The organism is Georgenia soli (genome assembly GCF_002563695.1).
Lineage (GTDB): Bacteria > Actinomycetota > Actinomycetes > Actinomycetales > Actinomycetaceae > Georgenia > Georgenia soli.
In genome coordinates, this window is sequence record NZ_PDJI01000004.1 from 1381066 (window position 1) to 1396355 (window position 15290).

General features: G+C 71.7%; 10 protein-coding genes. 3 read left to right on the forward strand and 7 right to left on the reverse strand.

Annotated features, from left to right (window positions below; all coding sequences use genetic code 11):
- The first annotated feature begins 224 nt into the window (after positions 1-224).
- From ATJ97_RS07540 to ATJ97_RS07550, 3 genes are all read left to right on the forward strand, one after another.
- Positions 225-2051: a calcineurin-like phosphoesterase C-terminal domain-containing protein gene (locus tag ATJ97_RS07540; RefSeq protein ID WP_098485308.1), complete on the forward strand. Its 1827-nt coding sequence runs from the start codon at positions 225-227 to the stop codon at positions 2049-2051.
- Positions 2052-2320: 269 nt separating this feature from the next.
- The gene (locus tag ATJ97_RS07545) at positions 2321-6073 is read left to right on the forward strand and encodes a cell wall-binding repeat-containing protein (RefSeq protein WP_098483215.1); all 3753 of its coding nucleotides are present in this window, start codon (positions 2321-2323) and stop codon (positions 6071-6073) included.
- 161 nt (positions 6074-6234) lie between these two features.
- On the forward strand, positions 6235-6450 hold the full coding sequence (locus ATJ97_RS07550; RefSeq protein ID WP_098483216.1) for a hypothetical protein: 216 nt from the start codon (positions 6235-6237) through the stop codon (positions 6448-6450).
- A 34-nt stretch (positions 6451-6484) separates the two neighbouring features.
- Here the strand turns inward: ATJ97_RS07550 and ATJ97_RS07555 are convergent, their stop codons facing one another.
- The 7 genes from ATJ97_RS07555 to ATJ97_RS07585 form a co-directional block, all read right to left on the reverse strand.
- The gene (locus ATJ97_RS07555; protein ID WP_098483217.1) at positions 6485-8086 is read right to left on the reverse strand and encodes a class I adenylate-forming enzyme family protein; all 1602 of its coding nucleotides are present in this window, start codon (positions 8084-8086) and stop codon (positions 6485-6487) included.
- On the reverse strand, positions 8083-9258 hold the full coding sequence (locus tag ATJ97_RS07560; protein WP_098483218.1) for a glycerate kinase: 1176 nt from the start codon (positions 9256-9258) through the stop codon (positions 8083-8085). Before ATJ97_RS07560 ends, ATJ97_RS07555 begins: the two co-directional genes overlap by 4 nt.
- A gap of 67 nt (positions 9259-9325) precedes the next feature.
- Complete coding sequence (locus tag ATJ97_RS07565) at positions 9326-10684, reverse strand: MFS transporter (protein WP_245862253.1); 1359 nt, start codon at positions 10682-10684, stop codon at positions 9326-9328.
- A 107-nt stretch (positions 10685-10791) separates the two neighbouring features.
- Positions 10792-11973, reverse strand: coding sequence for a thiolase family protein (locus ATJ97_RS07570; protein WP_098483220.1), 1182 nt, complete (start codon positions 11971-11973; stop codon positions 10792-10794).
- Positions 11970-13445 carry a CoA-transferase gene (locus ATJ97_RS07575; protein ID WP_098483221.1) on the reverse strand — a complete coding sequence of 492 codons (1476 nt, stop codon included), beginning with the start codon at positions 13443-13445 and terminating at the stop codon, positions 11970-11972. The genes ATJ97_RS07570 and ATJ97_RS07575 overlap by 4 nt, the downstream gene beginning before the upstream one ends.
- Positions 13442-14182: a 3-oxoacyl-ACP reductase FabG gene (fabG, locus tag ATJ97_RS07580; protein WP_098483222.1), complete on the reverse strand. Its 741-nt coding sequence runs from the start codon at positions 14180-14182 to the stop codon at positions 13442-13444. The genes ATJ97_RS07575 and fabG overlap by 4 nt, the downstream gene beginning before the upstream one ends.
- The gene (locus ATJ97_RS07585; protein WP_098483223.1) at positions 14175-15227 is read right to left on the reverse strand and encodes a LacI family DNA-binding transcriptional regulator; all 1053 of its coding nucleotides are present in this window, start codon (positions 15225-15227) and stop codon (positions 14175-14177) included. The genes fabG and ATJ97_RS07585 overlap by 8 nt, the downstream gene beginning before the upstream one ends.
- Positions 15228-15290: the final 63 nt, after the last annotated feature.

The following is a 15290-nucleotide window of genomic DNA, read 5'->3' on the forward strand; positions in this document are numbered from 1 at the left end:
CGACACGAGAACCGCCTTTGAGGACCCGGCGGAGAAACTGGGCACGACATTCTTGCCTTCGCGAGGGGAGGCGTAGCGGGGGCGGACCACTTCGGCTCTGAACGGTCAACGGCGCTCCATATCGCCGTCGTCCCTGCTCCAACTGCCGTTCACGTGCGCCTGGGAGCGTCGGTCCCGGCCGGTCAGGGGGACCGGCCGAAACCAACAGGAGCCGATACGTGAACATGCCCCAACGCTCGTCGAGCGCCCGCGGTCACCGACCGATCCGCCTCACCACCACCGCCCTGGCCCTCGCGGCCTGCGGCGCGGTGCTCTCCACCACCGTCGCCACCGCCGCACCCGGCCGGAACGCGCCGACCGCCACCGACGGCGCCAGCTGGGCGGAGACGGCCTACCGCGGCGGGGTCGACGTCGTCGCCGGCGCCGACGAGACCGCCGAGATCCTCGACGGGACCGTCTTCGACGACAAGAACCGCAACTCCGTCCAGGACTCCGGCGAGCCCGGCCTGCCCGGCGTCACCGTCTCCAACGGCCGCGACGTCACCACCACCGACGGCCAGGGCCGCTACGAGCTCCCGGCGTTCGACAACATGACCGTGTTCGTCACCCAGCCGCGCGGCTACCAGGTGCCGGTCGACGGCGACAACGTCGCCCAGTTCTTCTACCACCACCTGCCCGAGGGCTCCCCGGAGCTCCGCTACGGCGGCCTCGAGCCCACCGGCCCCCTCCCGGACGCGGTGAACTTCCCGCTGGCCCAGAGCTCGCTCACCCAGAACCCCGAGCAGCACTGCGTCATCGGCGGCGACATCCAGACCTACAAGCAGGCCGAGGTCGAGTACGCCCGGGCCGGCGCCTTCGCCGACCTCGCGCAGCGAACCGACTACGCCGGGTGCGGGGTCACCTTCATCGGCGACGTCGTCGGCGACGACCTCTCCCTCTACCCGCAGACCCGCGAGCTGGCCGGCATGCTCAACGGCCCGGCCCGCTTCCTGCCCGGCAACCACGACCTCGACTTCGACGCCGCCACCAGCGAGCACACCTTCGACACGTTCAAGGCCAAGCTGGGCCCGGAGTACTACTCCTACGACTCGGGCAAGGCCCACGTCGTCGCCCTCAACACCGTCGAGTACAAGGCCGGCACCAGCTACACCGGCGCCCTCGACGCCCAGCAGCTCGAGTGGCTGCGCAACGACATCGCCCAGGTGCCCGAGAACAAGCTGATCGTCCTCGCCTCGCACATCCCGCTCCTCGACTACGCCGACCAGGGCGCCGCCCGCCACCAGGTGGCCCAGGTGCAGGAGATCTACGAGATCCTCGCCGGCCACGAGGTGGTCGCCGTCGGCGGCCACACCCACAGCCTCGAGAACCTCCGCGAGGGCGACAGCCTCGCCGGCTGGAGCGACCTCTTCGGCGTCGAGGGCCTGCCCTTCACCCACATCACCTCCGGCGCCATCTCCGGCGACTGGTACTCCGGCCGCATGCTCGAGGCCGGCTACCCCACCGCCCTCCAGCGCGACGGCGCTAAGCCCGGCGTCCTCACCCTCGACATCAAGAACAACACCTTCGTCGAGCGCTTCACCGTCCGCGGCGAGGACGACAGCCACCAGATGGCCCTCGGCCTGAACACCCCGCGCTACCGCGACTGGTACGCCGCCAACCTTGGCAACCGCGGCTCCGCGCCCGCGCTGGAGAACCCGCTCGCCGTCTCCCAGGCGGACCTGGCCGGCACCACCTGGCTGACCACCAACTTCTGGATGGGCTCCACCGGCTCCACCGTCCAGGTCACGCTCGACGGCGGCGAGACCGTCGAGGCCGTCCGCACCCAGCAGCTGCAGGGCGAGGGCCAGAACGTCGGCGCCGAGTGGTCCGACCCGGCCGCCGTCCAGGAGCAGCTCGTCCACGGCGGCTCCGTCGCCGACCGCTCCATGCACCTGTGGCGCCTCGAGCTGCCCGCCGACCTCGCCGTCGGCCAGCACACCGCCGAGGTGACCGCGACCGACGTCCACGGCCGCACCTTCACCGAGACGATCTCCTTCGAGGTCACCGACTAGCTTCCCGACGGCGGGGGGGCGGGGTCTGCGGACCCCGCCCCTTTCGTCGTCGTCCCGTGGGGAACCGCCGGCCGTCACTTGGCCGGACCGATCGCCGTCCCGTCGGGAACCGCTGGTGCCCTCAGCGCTGGACCGGCCAGCCCCGCCGAGGGCTTCAGAGCACGGTCCGGTGCGTATGGGGCCGATTCCGTCCCGAATGTCGGAGGGTTCCGGCACACTACCCCGGACGGGCGACGTCGCCCCGAACCCCCCGGACGAGAGGACGCGGCATGCGTCTGGCTAGACCCCTGCTCACCTTCGCGCTGTCCGCGGCGCTCGTCGGCACTGCTGTGGCCGCACCGGCCGCGGCCGGGCCGGCTGACGAGGCGGCCAGCTGGATCGTCGAGGTCGCACCAGGTGCGCAGGACGACGTCCGGGCTGCCCTGGGCGAGATGGGGGCCGAGCCCGAGGCCGAGTTCGAGGAGGTCGTCGAGGGCTTCGCGGTCACGCTCGACGGTGCGGCGGCGGAGGAGCTCGCCGACGCCCCGGGCGTCGAGGGCGTCTTTCCCAACAACCCGGTGAGCGTCGCCGAGCCGATCCGGGACGGGAGTGCCCAGCCCGTCCAGACGGACGGGATCCGGGCGTCCGGCGCCACAGAGGTCTGGGGGCTCGACCGGATCGACCAGAAGAACCTGCCGCTGGACGGCTACTACAACGAGTCCTCGTCAGCGGGATCCGGTGTGCGGGTCTACGTGCTCGACACCGGTGTCGTGGCCACCCATTCCGACATGCCGGGTGTCGCACCCGGATTCTCGGCGTTCGGCGGCGGCACCAAAGACTGCGACGGGCACGGCAGCCACGTCGCCGGCACGATCGCCAGCCGCACGTGGGGCGTCGCCGAAGGCGCCACCATCGTCCCGGTGCGGGTGCTCGACTGCAACGGATACGGCGACACGAGCACCTTCCTCGCCGGCCTGGACTGGGTGCTCGCCACGCACCCGGCAGGCACTCCCGCCGTGATCAACATGAGCCTGGGCTCGGACGAGCCGGACCACGCGATCGACGCGGCCGTCGTGCGGATGTTCGACGCCGGTTTCTTCATCGCCGCTGCGGCCGGCAACGACGGCGCCGACGCCTGCCAGACGTCACCGGCGCGCTCGTACGGCTCGTACACGGTCGGCGCGACCGACCGGGAGGACCGGCGCGCCGAGTTCTCCAACTGGGGGCCTTGCCTCGACATCTTCGCCCCCGGGGACGAAATCGCCTCGTTGCACAGGCTCGATCCCTACTGGACCATCGACTCCGGAACGTCGATGGCGGCCCCGCACGTCGCTGGGGCTGCCGCGGTCTACCTCGGACAGCACCCCGACGCCACGCCCCAGGAGGTCCAAGCTGCTCTGGCCGCCGCGGCGTCAGGCTGGGTGGAGGACGCCGGGTACCAGAGCCCGTCCAAGGTGCTGACCATGGGCGCGTCGCTGACCCCCGGGGCACCGGCGAACCTCGTCGCCACCGCGGGCGGACCCGGCTACGCGCACGTGTCGTGGTCCGCGCCGTCGGGCGCGCTGGTCGCACCGAGCTACGTGGTCGAGGTACGGCGGAGCGGCGGATCGTGGCAGACCAGCACGACGACGAGCCAGACGGACGCCCGGATCAGCACCGGCGTGCCGCTCGCCGGCTCGTACGACGTGCGCGTGACCGCGAACGTCGGACAGTTCGCCGGGGTCCCCTCGGCCATCCTCAGCCTGACCCCTCTGGTGACGCCGGCCGACGTCGTCTTCCGCGACACCGACGGGAACGACAAGGACACCTACACCGTCCCGGCCGCCCGAGGGGTGGAGTACCTCGTCGACGGTGACGTGGTCGCCGCCGGCACGTACCCGGGCAGCGGCACCGTGACGGTCACCGCCCGCGCGGCGGCGAGCTTCGTCCTGGTCGAAGGCGCCGCCACCGAGTGGACCCACACCTTCGACGCCCGGCCCTACCCGGCCGAGCCCGCCGCCGTCGTCTTCACCGACACCGACGGGACCGAGGAGGATAGCTACACGATCCCGGCCGTCGACGGGGTGGAGTACCTCATCGGCGGCGAGATCGTCGCGGCCGGCACCTACCCCGGCGCCGGCACCGTGACGGTCACGGCTCGCGCGGCGGCGGACCACGTCCTGGTCGAGGGCGCCGCCACCGAGTGGACCCACACCTTCGACGCCCGCCCCTACCCGGCCGAGCCCGCCGCCGTCGTCTTCACCGACGAGGACGGCGCCGAGAACGACACCTACACGATCCCCGCGGTCGACGGCGTCGAGTACCTGGTCGACGGCAGGGTCGTGCAGGCGGGGACCCACCCGGGCAGCGGCACCGTCACGGTCGCCGCCCTCGCGGCGGCGGACCACGTCCTCGTCGAGGGCGCCGCCACCGAGTGGACCCACACCTTCGACGCCCGGCCCTACCCGGCCGAGCCCGCCGCCGTCGTCTTCACCGACGAGCGCGGGACCGAGAACGACACCTACACGATCCCCGCTGTCGAGGGCGTCGAGTACCTCGTCGGCGGCGAGATCGTCGACGCCGGCACGTACCCGGGCAGCGGCACCGTCACGGTCACCGCCCGCGCGGCGGCGGACCACGTCCTGATCGAGGGCGCCACCACCGAGTGGACCCACACCTTCGACGCGTCCCTCGCGCCGGTCAGCGCCACGCCTGCAGCGGTCACCTTCACCGACGAGGACGGCACCGAGAAGGACAGCTACACGATCCCCGCCGTCAGAGGGGTGGAGTACGTCATCGGCGGCGAGCCGGTCGCCGCGGGCACCTACCCGGGCACCGGCACGGTGACGGTCACCGCGCGCGCCCTGGACGGTTGGGTCCTGACCGGCACCACCGAGTGGACCCACACGTTCGACGTCCGCCCCGTTGCGGTTCGGCCCGCAGCCGTGGCGTTCGTCGACCAGGACGGCACCGCGAAGGACACCTACACGATCCCGGCGGTCGAAGGGGTCGAGTACCTCGTCGGCGGCAAGGTCGTCGGTGCGGGCACCTACCCCGGCACCGGCACCGTGACCGTGACGGCGCGCGCCAGGCCGGGCTACGTCCTCGTCGCGGGCTCGACCGCGAGCTGGAGCCGCACCTTCAACTCCAGCTTCCCGCAGGCGTCGATCGCCAGGTGGGCCGGGGCGGACCGGTACGCCGTCTCCGCCGCCGTCTCGAGGGCGAACTTCGACCCCGGCGTGCCGGTGGTCTACATCGCCAACGGCCTGACCTCCGTCGATGCCCTCTCCGCCGCCCCGGTGGCCGGCATGACCAAGGGTCCCGTCCTGCTCACCCGGGCCGACTCCCTGCCGACCGAGGTCACCAACGAGATCCGACGCCTCAAGCCCGGCCGCATCGTCATCCTCGGCGGCACCGGCGCCGTCAGCTCCGGCATCCAGCAACAGCTGCGCGGATACGCCGGCACCGTCGACCGCTGGGCCGGGGCGGACCGGTACGCCGTCTCCGCCGCCGTCTCGAGGGCGAACTTCGACCCAGGTGTGCCGGTGGTCTACATCGCCAACGGGCTGACCTCCGTCGACGCCCTCTCCGCCGCACCCGTGGCCGGCATGACCAAGGGCCCCGTCCTCCTCACCCGGGCCGGCTCCCTGCCGACCGAGGTCGCCAACGAGATCCGACGCCTCAAGCCCCGCCGCATCGTCATCCTCGGCGGCACCGGCGCCGTCAGCTCCGGCATCCGGCAACAGCTGCGCGGATACGCCGGCACCGTCGACCGCTGGGCCGGCGCGGACCGGTACGCCGTCTCCGCCGCCGTCTCGAGGGCGAACTTCGACCCCGGCGTGCCGGTGGTCTACATCGCCAACGGCCTCACCTCCGTCGACGCCCTCTCCGCCGCCCCCGTGGCCGGCATGACCAAGGGCCCCGTCCTCCTCACCCGGGCCGACTCCCTGCCGACCGACGTCGCCAACGAGATCCGGCGCCTCAAGCCCCGCCGCATCGTCATCCTCGGCGGCACCGGCGCCGTCAGCACGAACGTGCAACGAGAGCTGGATCGGATCAGCTAGCGCCGGTCAAGATCGGCGGCTGGACGGCAGCGGCAGCCACCAGCGTTCGGTGCGGGTGGGCGCACCGACCGGCAGGCGCAGCGCCGGGAGGGGCGGGTCTGCGGACCCCGCCCCTCCCGTTCGTGACCGTTACGGACGGCCGGCCGCCTAGGCTGCGAGCCATGCGGGGGCTGAGGTTGGTGCTGCGGCGAGGCTGGCACGCGCTCACCAACGGGTTCCCTGTCGACGAGCCGCACGAGTGCATGTACGGCAACACCCCCGGTGCCCTGGAGAACTGCACGGTGATCGTCCCGCCGGGCCAGGGATGGCGGCGTGGGCGCCGGGTCTTCTGCTCGGCCGAGCACGCCGTCCGGGACCGGCGGGAGGAGCAGATCTGACCGAGCCGACCCAGGAGTCACCGTCGAAGCAGGCTCAGGCGTGCTCCAGCGCCCCCTCGAACAACCGCCGCACCGCCTTCTTGTCCACCTTCAGGTTCGGCGTCAACGGAAGCTCCTCGCAGAACCGGTAGTGCCGCGGGATCTGGTACGTCGCCAGGCGCGCCCGCAGCGCGGCGGGGATCGTCCCGGGATCGACTGCCGCTCCGGCGTCGACTGCCAGCAGCGCGGCGGGCTCCTCGCCGTAGACGGAATGAGGCACCCCCACCACGGCGGCGTCACGGACGCCCGGCAGACGGCGAAGCTCCTCCTCGACGTCGATGCACCAGACCTTCTCGCCACCGCGGTTGATCATGTCCTTGGTGCGGTCCACCACGTAGACGTAGCCCGCGGCGTCGGCGTAGCCCACGTCCCCGGTGGACAGCCAGCCGTCCGCGGTCAGGGCCGGGGTGTCGAGGCCGTCGTACCGCCGCAGGACGTTGGTGCCCCGCAGCCAGATCTCACCGCGCTCCCCCACCTCGGCCTCGCTCCCGTCCGGCCGGCGGATCGCCACCACCAGGCCCGGGATCGGAATGCCCGAGGACCCCCGATGCGGGCTGGTGGCCGAGTCACCCGGGAAGACGAGGGCGGGCGAGGAGGTCTCCGTCAGGCCGTACACCGTGTGGAACGCCATCCCGGGCAACCAGGCGTGCAGCTCCTCCAGTCGCGACACCGGCATGTGCGCGGCCCCGCAGGCCATCGACCGCAGGTGGGGCAGGTCCGGGAAGCGGTCCGCCAGCTGCAGCAGCATGGTGAAGACGGTGGGGGACGCGTGCAGGAAGGTGACGGCCTCGTCGCGCGCCGTCTCCAGCACGCGCACCGCGTCGAAGCGCCGCTGCAGGTGCACCCGGCCACCGATGTGTACGAAGAGCCCGAGCACGGCGACGAGCCCGGTGATGTGGTAGATCGGGACGGGCAGAATGGTGGAGTCCCCGGCGCCCAGACCAAGGGTGCGCTCGTAGGCGACGATGGCGTGCCCGGCGTTGCGGTTGGTCAGCAGCACCCCCTTCGAGCGCGCCGTGGTGCCCGAGGTGTACATGAGGACGGCGTCCGCGTCCGGGTCCTGCGAAGGCACGGGGGCCGGCCGCGCCGGGTCCTTGCTCCACAGCTCGTCGACGTGGTCGCGGTCCGCCCAGAGCACCGGCACAGCGCCACCGGTGAGGCACTCCAGCGACTCGAACCGCCGGTCCGCGATCACCAGCACAGCGCCCGCGCGCTCGAGGAGCGACTCGACCTCCGGCTCCCGGTACTTCGTGGGCACGGGGACGACCACGGCACCGAGCCTGTTAGCCGCGTACAGCGCGACGGCGAACTCGATGGAGGTGTCGAGCAGGAACGCCACCCGCTCCCCGGGGCGCACGCGTTCGGACAGCACGCCGGCGAAGCGCTCCACCGCCGCGAGCAGCTCGGCGAAGGTGCAGCGCCGGCCGTCCTCCTCAGTGAGCGCCACGTCCCCGGGCTGCCGGGCGGCCGTGGCCGCGAGCGAGGCGTACAGGCTCGGCGGGGCGTCGTCGAACACCCGCACAACGCGCCCGCCCGCCTCGACGTCGCGCAGCCCGGTGGTGACGGCGGCGTCCCACAGCTGGTCCCCGACAATCATGAGAACTCCTTGGATCGGGTGCCGACCGCGCCGGGCCGGTCGACGGTCGCGGTGATGAGGCGGCTGGCGAGCGCGGCGGCGCGCTCGAGGTTCGTGGGCCCCTCCGCGAGCGCGTGCGGCAGGTCGCTGACGCCGCGGACGATGGGGACGATCGCCCGGACCCCGGGCGGCATGGCGGCGTCGACGGCGTCGTCGACGTGGCCGGCGAACACCACCACGGGTACGCCGACCTCGAGGGCGAGCTGCGCCACGCCCCACGGCACCTTCCCTGCGGCGGACTGGGCGTCCATGCTGCCCTCCCCCGTGAAGATCAGGTCGGCGGAGCCGACGAGTCGCGCGAGCCCGACCGCGTCCATGACGACCTCGATGCCCGGGCGAATCCGGGCGCCGGTGAAGGCGAGGAACGCCGCGCCCAGGCCGCCGGCGGCACCGGCGCCGGGCACGTCGCGCACCGAGACCCCACGTGCCTTCTCGACGACGTCAGCCCAGCGGGTGAGCGCACCGTCGAGCTCCTCGACCGCCTGAGGCGTCGCACCCTTCTGGGGCCCGAACACCTTGCTGGCCCCGTCCGGGCCGAGCAGGGGGTTGGTGACGTCGCAGGCCAGGAGGATCTCGACGTCGGCAAGGTTGATGCGCAACCCGGAGTCGTCGACACGGGCGAGACGGGCGAGGTCGGCACCACCGGGGCGCAGCTCGAGGCCCTGCTCGTCGAGGAACCGCACGCCCAGCGCCTGGAGCATGCCGGTGCCGGCGTCGTTGGTGGCGGAGCCGCCGAGGCCGATCACCAGGTGCCGCGCCCCGAGGTCGAGCGCGGCGGTCACCAGCTCGCCGGCACCGAAGCTGGTGGTGGTGCGCGCGTCGCGCAGCTCCGCGGGCACCTGCTCGAGCCCGCAGGCGCTGGCCACCTCGATGACCGCGAGCGCCCGGTCGGCGACCCAGCCGACGGTGCCGGTGGACGGGCGGCCCAGCGCGTCGGTGCATGGCACGTGAACGAGCTCGCCGCCGAGGACCTCCACGAGGGTGGCGCAGGTGCCCTCACCGCCGTCGGCGAGCGGGACCTCCACGACGTCCGCGCCGGGTAGTACCCGGCGGATCCCGCGCGCCATGGCTGCCGCGGCCTCGGCCGCCGTCATCGACTCCTTGAACGAGTCGGGGGCGCAGACGATCCTCATGGGAGCTCCTCCTGTCTTTCGAGCGTGCCGGCACGGGTGCAGCGGGCCCCGTGCCGGCACGGCACTGCTAGGAAACGCTGACGGTCTCCGCCTGGTAGGTGGCGCGCTGGCGCGCGCCCTTCAGGCCCCAGGCGAGGGCCGAGCCGATCACCGTCAGGACGACGATGAACCACAGACCGGCCAGCGGGTTGCCGGTGGAGGTCTCGAGCGAGCCCATGATGGTGGGGCCGAGGAAACCGCCCAGGAGGCCGAACATGTTCACCATGGCGATGCCGGCCGCCGTCGCCGCGCCGGAGAGACGCCGCCCCGGGAAGGTGAACAGCACGGACTGGATCACGAAGAACCAGAACGCCGCGAACGCGAAGCCGAGCACGGCCAGCACCAGGTTGTTGTTCGACGTGGCGGCGACCACGAGTCCGACCGCCACGGAGAAGAGCCCGCCGGAGACGAGCATCTTCTGCAGCCGCAGCGTGGTGCCGAACCGGGGCAGCGTCGAGGAGCCGACCGCCGCCGCGATCCACGGGATGGCGGTGATGAGGCCGACGGTCAGGTTGGACATGCCGTCGTCGAAGTTGCGGATCATCGACGGCAGGAAGTAGCTGAGCGAGTACACCGCCACCTGGTGGGTGAAGTAGATCGCGATGACGAGCCAGATGATCTTGTCCTTGGCCACCGGGATGAGGGCCTTGAAGCCGTGGCTCTGCGAGGCGGCGCCGTCGTCCTCCGCGGCGAGCTGCTGGTCGAGCAGAGCCTTGTCCTCGGCGGTGAGCCACTTGGCCTGGTGGGGCTTGTCCGGCAGCCAGAACCAGACGACGAACGCCAGCAGCACGGCGGGCAGGCCCTCGATGATGAACATCCACTGCCACCCGTGGAGCCCGCCCATGCCGTCGAGGCCGAGGAGCAGGCCGCCCAGCGGGGCGCCGATGACGTTCGCCAGGGACACACCGAGCAGGAAGATGCCGATGGCGCGCGCCCGGTGCGCCCGGGGGAACCAGTAGGTGATGTACAGGATCATGCCCGGGTAGAGACCGGCCTCGGCGGCACCGAGCAGGATGCGCAGGACGTAGAAGCTGGTCTCGTTCCAGACGATGGCCATCGCCATCGAGATGATGCCCCAGGTGATCATGATGCGCGCGATCCAGAAGCGCGCACCGACCTTGTGCATGATCAGGTTGGAGGGGATCTCCAGCAGGGCGTAGAAGGCGAAGAACAGCCCGGCACCGAGCCCGTACGCGGCGGCACTCAGCCCGATGTCGACCTCGAGGGCCTCCTTGGCCATCCCGATGTTGGTGCGGTCGATGAAACTGATCACGTAGACGATGACCAGCAGCGGCATGAGCTTGCGGAAGTTGGTGGCCGAGATGGCCTCCAGCCGCGACCGCTTGGTGGGCTCCGCCATTGGGCCCACGTCGGTGGTTTCCGACATTCGTCTTCCTTTCAGGAGGGTTGCTGCTCCACAGCGAGCGGGGTGGGGGGTGCCCTCGGTGCGCCCTGCCGGGGGTCGTTCCCCGGCAGGGCGTACAGGGGGTGGTTTCAGAGCGCCCGGAAGAGGGCAGCCACGGCCTGGCCGCCTCCGATGCACATGGACACGAGGCCGTGCTCCAGGTTGTTGCGGTGCAGCGCCTCGATGAGCCGGACCGTGAGGATGCCGCCCGTGGCGCCGATCGGGTGGCCCCACGCGATGGCCCCGCCGAGGGGGTTCACCTTCTCGGGGTCGAGACCGGCGTCGCGGATGACCGCCACCGCCTGGGCGGCGAACGCCTCGTTGAGCTCGATCCAGCCGATGTCGGCGGCGGACATGCCCTGGCGGTCCAGGAGCTTCTCGATGGCGACCTTCGGCGCGTACCCCATGATCTCGGGGTCGACGCCCGCCTTGGTGAAGTCGACCAGCTCCGCGCGCGGCTTCAGCCCGCGGCGCTCCGCCTCGGCAGCGGTCGTGACGACGACGGCGGACCCGGCGTCGTTGATCCCGGAGGAGTTCCCGGCGGTGACGGACCCGTCCTTCTTGAAGGCGGGCCGCATCTTCGCCAGCCGCTCCACCGTCACGCCGGCGCGCGGGTGCTCGTCCGTGTCGACGACGCGATCGCCCTTGCGCTCGGAGATGGTGATCGGCTCGATCTCGCCCTTGACCGTGCCCTCGGCGATCGCCACCTGGGCGCGCCGCTGGGACTCGACGGCGAACTCGTCCTGCATCTCACGCGTGATGCCGTAGCGCTCGGCGACGTTCTCCGCCGTCATGCCCATGGGGTAGTTGCCCCAGGGGTCGGTGACGAGCGAGAGGGTTCCGTCCACCAGGTTGTGGTGGCCGAGCTTCCAGCCGTTGCGGGCGTCGAAGTCCATGAAGGGCTGGCGGGACATGTTCTCGGTGCCGCCGGCGACGGCGACCTTGGCCTCGCCGACGAGCAGCTCCTGGGCCGCCGTCGCGATGGCCTGCAGACCGGAGCCGCACAGGCGGTTGACCGCCATGGCAGTCGACTCCGGGCGGGCGCCGGCCGCGAGCGAGACGCGGCGGCCGATGAAGGCGTCGCCGCCGACCTGGCCCACGCAGCCGATGACGAACTCGTCGACGTCCTCCACGGCGACGCCGGCCCGGGCGCAGGCGGCCTTCACGGCGTGGGCGCCGAGCTCGTGGTTGGGCACCGCGGCGAGCGCCCCGCCGAAGCTGCCGGTGGGCGTGCGCGCGCCGTCGACGATGACGATCCTGTCCTTGCTCATGCTGAAACTTCCTCCGTCAGTGCGATCTTGATGGCGTCGAGGGCGGCGTCGGCGTCGGGGCCCTCGTCCCGGTCGAGCAGGACCCAGCCACGCCCGGTGAGCTGAAGCAGGTAGTGCTGGGTGGCGAGGTAGACCTCCTGCCCCTTGGCCAGGGCGCGGCGGCCGTTGTAGCTGACCTGGTCGACCTTCTCCACGAACTTGGTGTGCTTGCCGCTGGCGGACATGAGGAAGCACAGCTTGCGTGCGCCGTCGACGATGTCCATGAACCCGCCGCAGCCGATGGCCTTGCCGCCGAGGAAGGAGACGTTGACGTTGCCCACGCCGTCGAACTGGCCGATCCCCATGAACGTGATGTCCACGCCGCCGCCGTTGTAGAAGTCCATCTGCTGCGGGTGGCCGATGATGGCCTGCGGATGGATGCTGCAACCGAAGTCCACGACTCCGAGCGGGATGCCGCCGTAGGTTCCCGACTCGACCGTCAGGTGCACCTTGTCGAGCAGGTTCGCGCGGGTGAGGGCGCGGCCGATGGTGTCGGCCGGGATGCCGGTGCCCACGTTGATCACGTCGCCGGGCTGGACCAGGGTGACGCCGCGGACGCCCACGGCGACCCGGTCCTCCGCCATGTCCTGCGCCTCGAACGCCTGGCCGACGTTCTCCGGGGAGACGTAGCCGGTGATGAGGTCGGCGTTGAACTCCGGGAACGTGTGCGACTGGCGGTGGTGCGCCGCCGCGTCGGAGGTCTGCACCACGTAGTCGACCAGCACGGCGGGGACGGTGACGTCGCGGGCGTCGATCTCCCCGGGCTCGACGACGTCGCGCACCTGGGCGATGACGATGCCGCCGCTGTTGTGGACGGCCTGGGCGATCGCCAGGGCGTCGAGCCCGGAGACCTCCTCACGCTGGCTGAGGTTGCCGAGCCGGTCGACGGCGGAGCCGCGGATGATGGCGACGTCGAGCTTGAAGGACTTGTAGAAGAGGTACTCCTCGCCGTGCAGCTCGAGGAGCTCGACGTACTCGTCCGGCGCGATGTTCGCCTTCGCGGAGGCGTTGATGCGGCCGCCGTCGCCGCGGGGGTCGACGTAGGTGCCCAGGCCGACGGTGGAGAGCTGGCCGGGGCGCTTCGCGGCGATCGTGCGGAAGAGGGTGGACAGCTGCCCCTGCGGCAGGCACACCGCCTCCGCCTTGTCGTCGCCGAGCAGCTCCGCCATCGGCGGGTTGAGACCCCAGTGCGAACCGACGACCCGGCGCAGCAGACCCTCGTGCGCGACCCGGGCCAGGCCCTCGACCCGGTTGCTCTGGCCCGCGGAGTGCACCCAGGTGAGGTCGCGCGGCTGAGCCGTGGAGAGGAAGGACCTCTCGATGGCGGCCAGCACCTCGTCGGCCACGCCCATGAGGGTCATGCCGTCGGACACGACGGTGGCCCCGTCGGGCACCAGACCGGCGACCTCGTCGATGGTGATGAACCGGGTCACAGCTTGTAACCCCCGCCGACGTTGACGACCTCGCCGGTGACGTAGGCGGCGTCGTCGCTCGCGAGGAAGGCGACCACGCGGGCGACGTCCTCGGGCTGGCCGGCGCGCTGGAGCGGGATCTTGTCCAGCTGCGCCGCGAACAGGTTCTCCGGCATCCCGCGCGTCATGTCCGTCTCGATGAAGCCGGGGCAGATCGCGTTGGCGGTGATCTGCGAGCGGGCGAGCTCCTTGGCGATGGATCGGGTGAGGCCGACGACGCCCGCCTTGGCGGCGGCGTAGTTGGTCTGCCCGATGTTGCCCATCCAGGACGCCGAGGAGATGTTGACGATGCGGCCGTACTTCTGCTGGCGCATGTGGGCCCCGACCGCGCGGCACATGTAGAAGACGCCGGACAGGTCGACGGCGATGACGTCGTCCCACTGCTCGTCCGTCATCTTCCACAGCATCGCGTCGCGGTTAATGCCCGCGTTGTTGACGAGGATGTCGATCTTGCCGTGCCGCTCGACCACCTCGGCGACGGCGGCGTCGACCGCCTCCCGGTCCGCGACGTTCAGCGCGAGACCCGTGCTGCCGTTGCCGGCCGCCTCGGCGGTGGCGCTCGCCTGGTCCGCGTCCATGTCCGCGACGACCACGGTGGCGCCACGCTCGGCGAGCACCAGGGCGATGCCTCGCCCGATGCCGCGGGCGGCCCCCGTGACGAGGGCGACCTTCCCGTCGAGAGGCTTGCTGTCAGACATGGATCTTCTCCGTTCTTGTGGCACAGCCACAGCTCTTTCCGATGTACAGGCCGTGCGGGAGCACGATGGACTGGGCGGGAGCGTTCGGGGTGCGCTGCCGCTCGTGAAGGAGACGGACCGCCTCGGCCGCCATGCGGGGTCGCGGCTGCACGACGGTGGTGATGTCCACGAGGCTCGTGCGGGCGGTGGTCAGCCCGTCGAACCCCGTCACCGCGATGTCGTCGGGGACCTGCAGGCCGCGGCCAGCGAGGACGGCGATCACGCCCAGGGCGATCGCGTCGGTCCCGCAGACGATGACCTCGGGCAGCTCCGGCTGGTCGAGGAGGTGCCGGGCGGCACGTGCGCCGTCGACCTCGTTCAGGCCGCCGGTGATGTTCCAGGCACGCGGCAGGTCGACGCCGCGGACGCGGAGCGCGCGGCGGAAGCCGTCGGCCCGGTGCGCCGACGCGGATGAGCTGACGGGGCCTCCCACCACGGCGACCTTGGTGTAGCCGTGATCGAGCACGTGGTCCATCACCTCGGCGCCGGCCGCGAGGTCGTCGATCCCGACGAAGTCCGCCTCGGCGGAGAGCATCCGGCGCGAGATCTGGACGAAGGGGATGCGGGCCGCACGCAGGGGGCGGCATACGTCGGCGTTGCCCGCCTGCAGGGCGGTGATCAGCACGCCGTCCACGCCGTGGTGGATCATCGCGTCGACGGCGGCAGCCACCGACTCAGGGGCGTCGCTGCTGTTGCTGAGGAACACCTCGAACCCGCGCTCCCGGGCCGCGTCGGTGACCGAGATCGCCATCTCCGAGTAGTACGGGTTGCCGACGTCGGCCAGCACCAGCCCCAGCACGGGCTGGGTGGCGGGCCGAAGAGCCGCCGCCGGGATGTCCATCCCGTGCTCGACGGCGGCGTCGAGGATGCGTCGCCGCAGCTCGTCGGACACGCCCCGTCGTCCGTTCAAGGCGTAGGAGACGGCCGCCGAGCTGACGCCGAGCAGGCGTGCCAGACCGGCCGCGGAGACAGCCCTGCCCCCGCCCAAAATGTCATCGTTGCTCATCAGCCCACCGTCGCGCTCAGGTCCGTAGGACCAAACCTGTGCCCACCATCCGGGCGGGCGACG

Coding starts and splice junctions, on each gene's coding strand:
- ATJ97_RS07565 (WP_245862253.1), bottom strand. CDS start 10,684: ATGTCGGAAACCACCGACGTGGGCCCAATGGCGGAGCCCACCAAGCGG.
- ATJ97_RS07560 (WP_098483218.1), bottom strand. CDS start 9,258: ATGAGGATCGTCTGCGCCCCCGACTCGTTCAAGGAGTCGATGACGGCG.
- ATJ97_RS07585 (WP_098483223.1), bottom strand. CDS start 15,227: ATGAGCAACGATGACATTTTGGGCGGGGGCAGGGCTGTCTCCGCGGCC.
- fabG (WP_098483222.1), bottom strand. CDS start 14,182: ATGTCTGACAGCAAGCCTCTCGACGGGAAGGTCGCCCTCGTCACGGGG.
- ATJ97_RS07550 (WP_098483216.1), top strand. CDS start 6,235: ATGCGGGGGCTGAGGTTGGTGCTGCGGCGAGGCTGGCACGCGCTCACC.
- ATJ97_RS07540 (WP_098485308.1), top strand. CDS start 225: ATGCCCCAACGCTCGTCGAGCGCCCGCGGTCACCGACCGATCCGCCTC.
- ATJ97_RS07555 (WP_098483217.1), bottom strand. CDS start 8,086: ATGATTGTCGGGGACCAGCTGTGGGACGCCGCCGTCACCACCGGGCTG.
- ATJ97_RS07570 (WP_098483220.1), bottom strand. CDS start 11,973: ATGAGCAAGGACAGGATCGTCATCGTCGACGGCGCGCGCACGCCCACC.
- ATJ97_RS07545 (WP_098483215.1), top strand. CDS start 2,321: ATGCGTCTGGCTAGACCCCTGCTCACCTTCGCGCTGTCCGCGGCGCTC.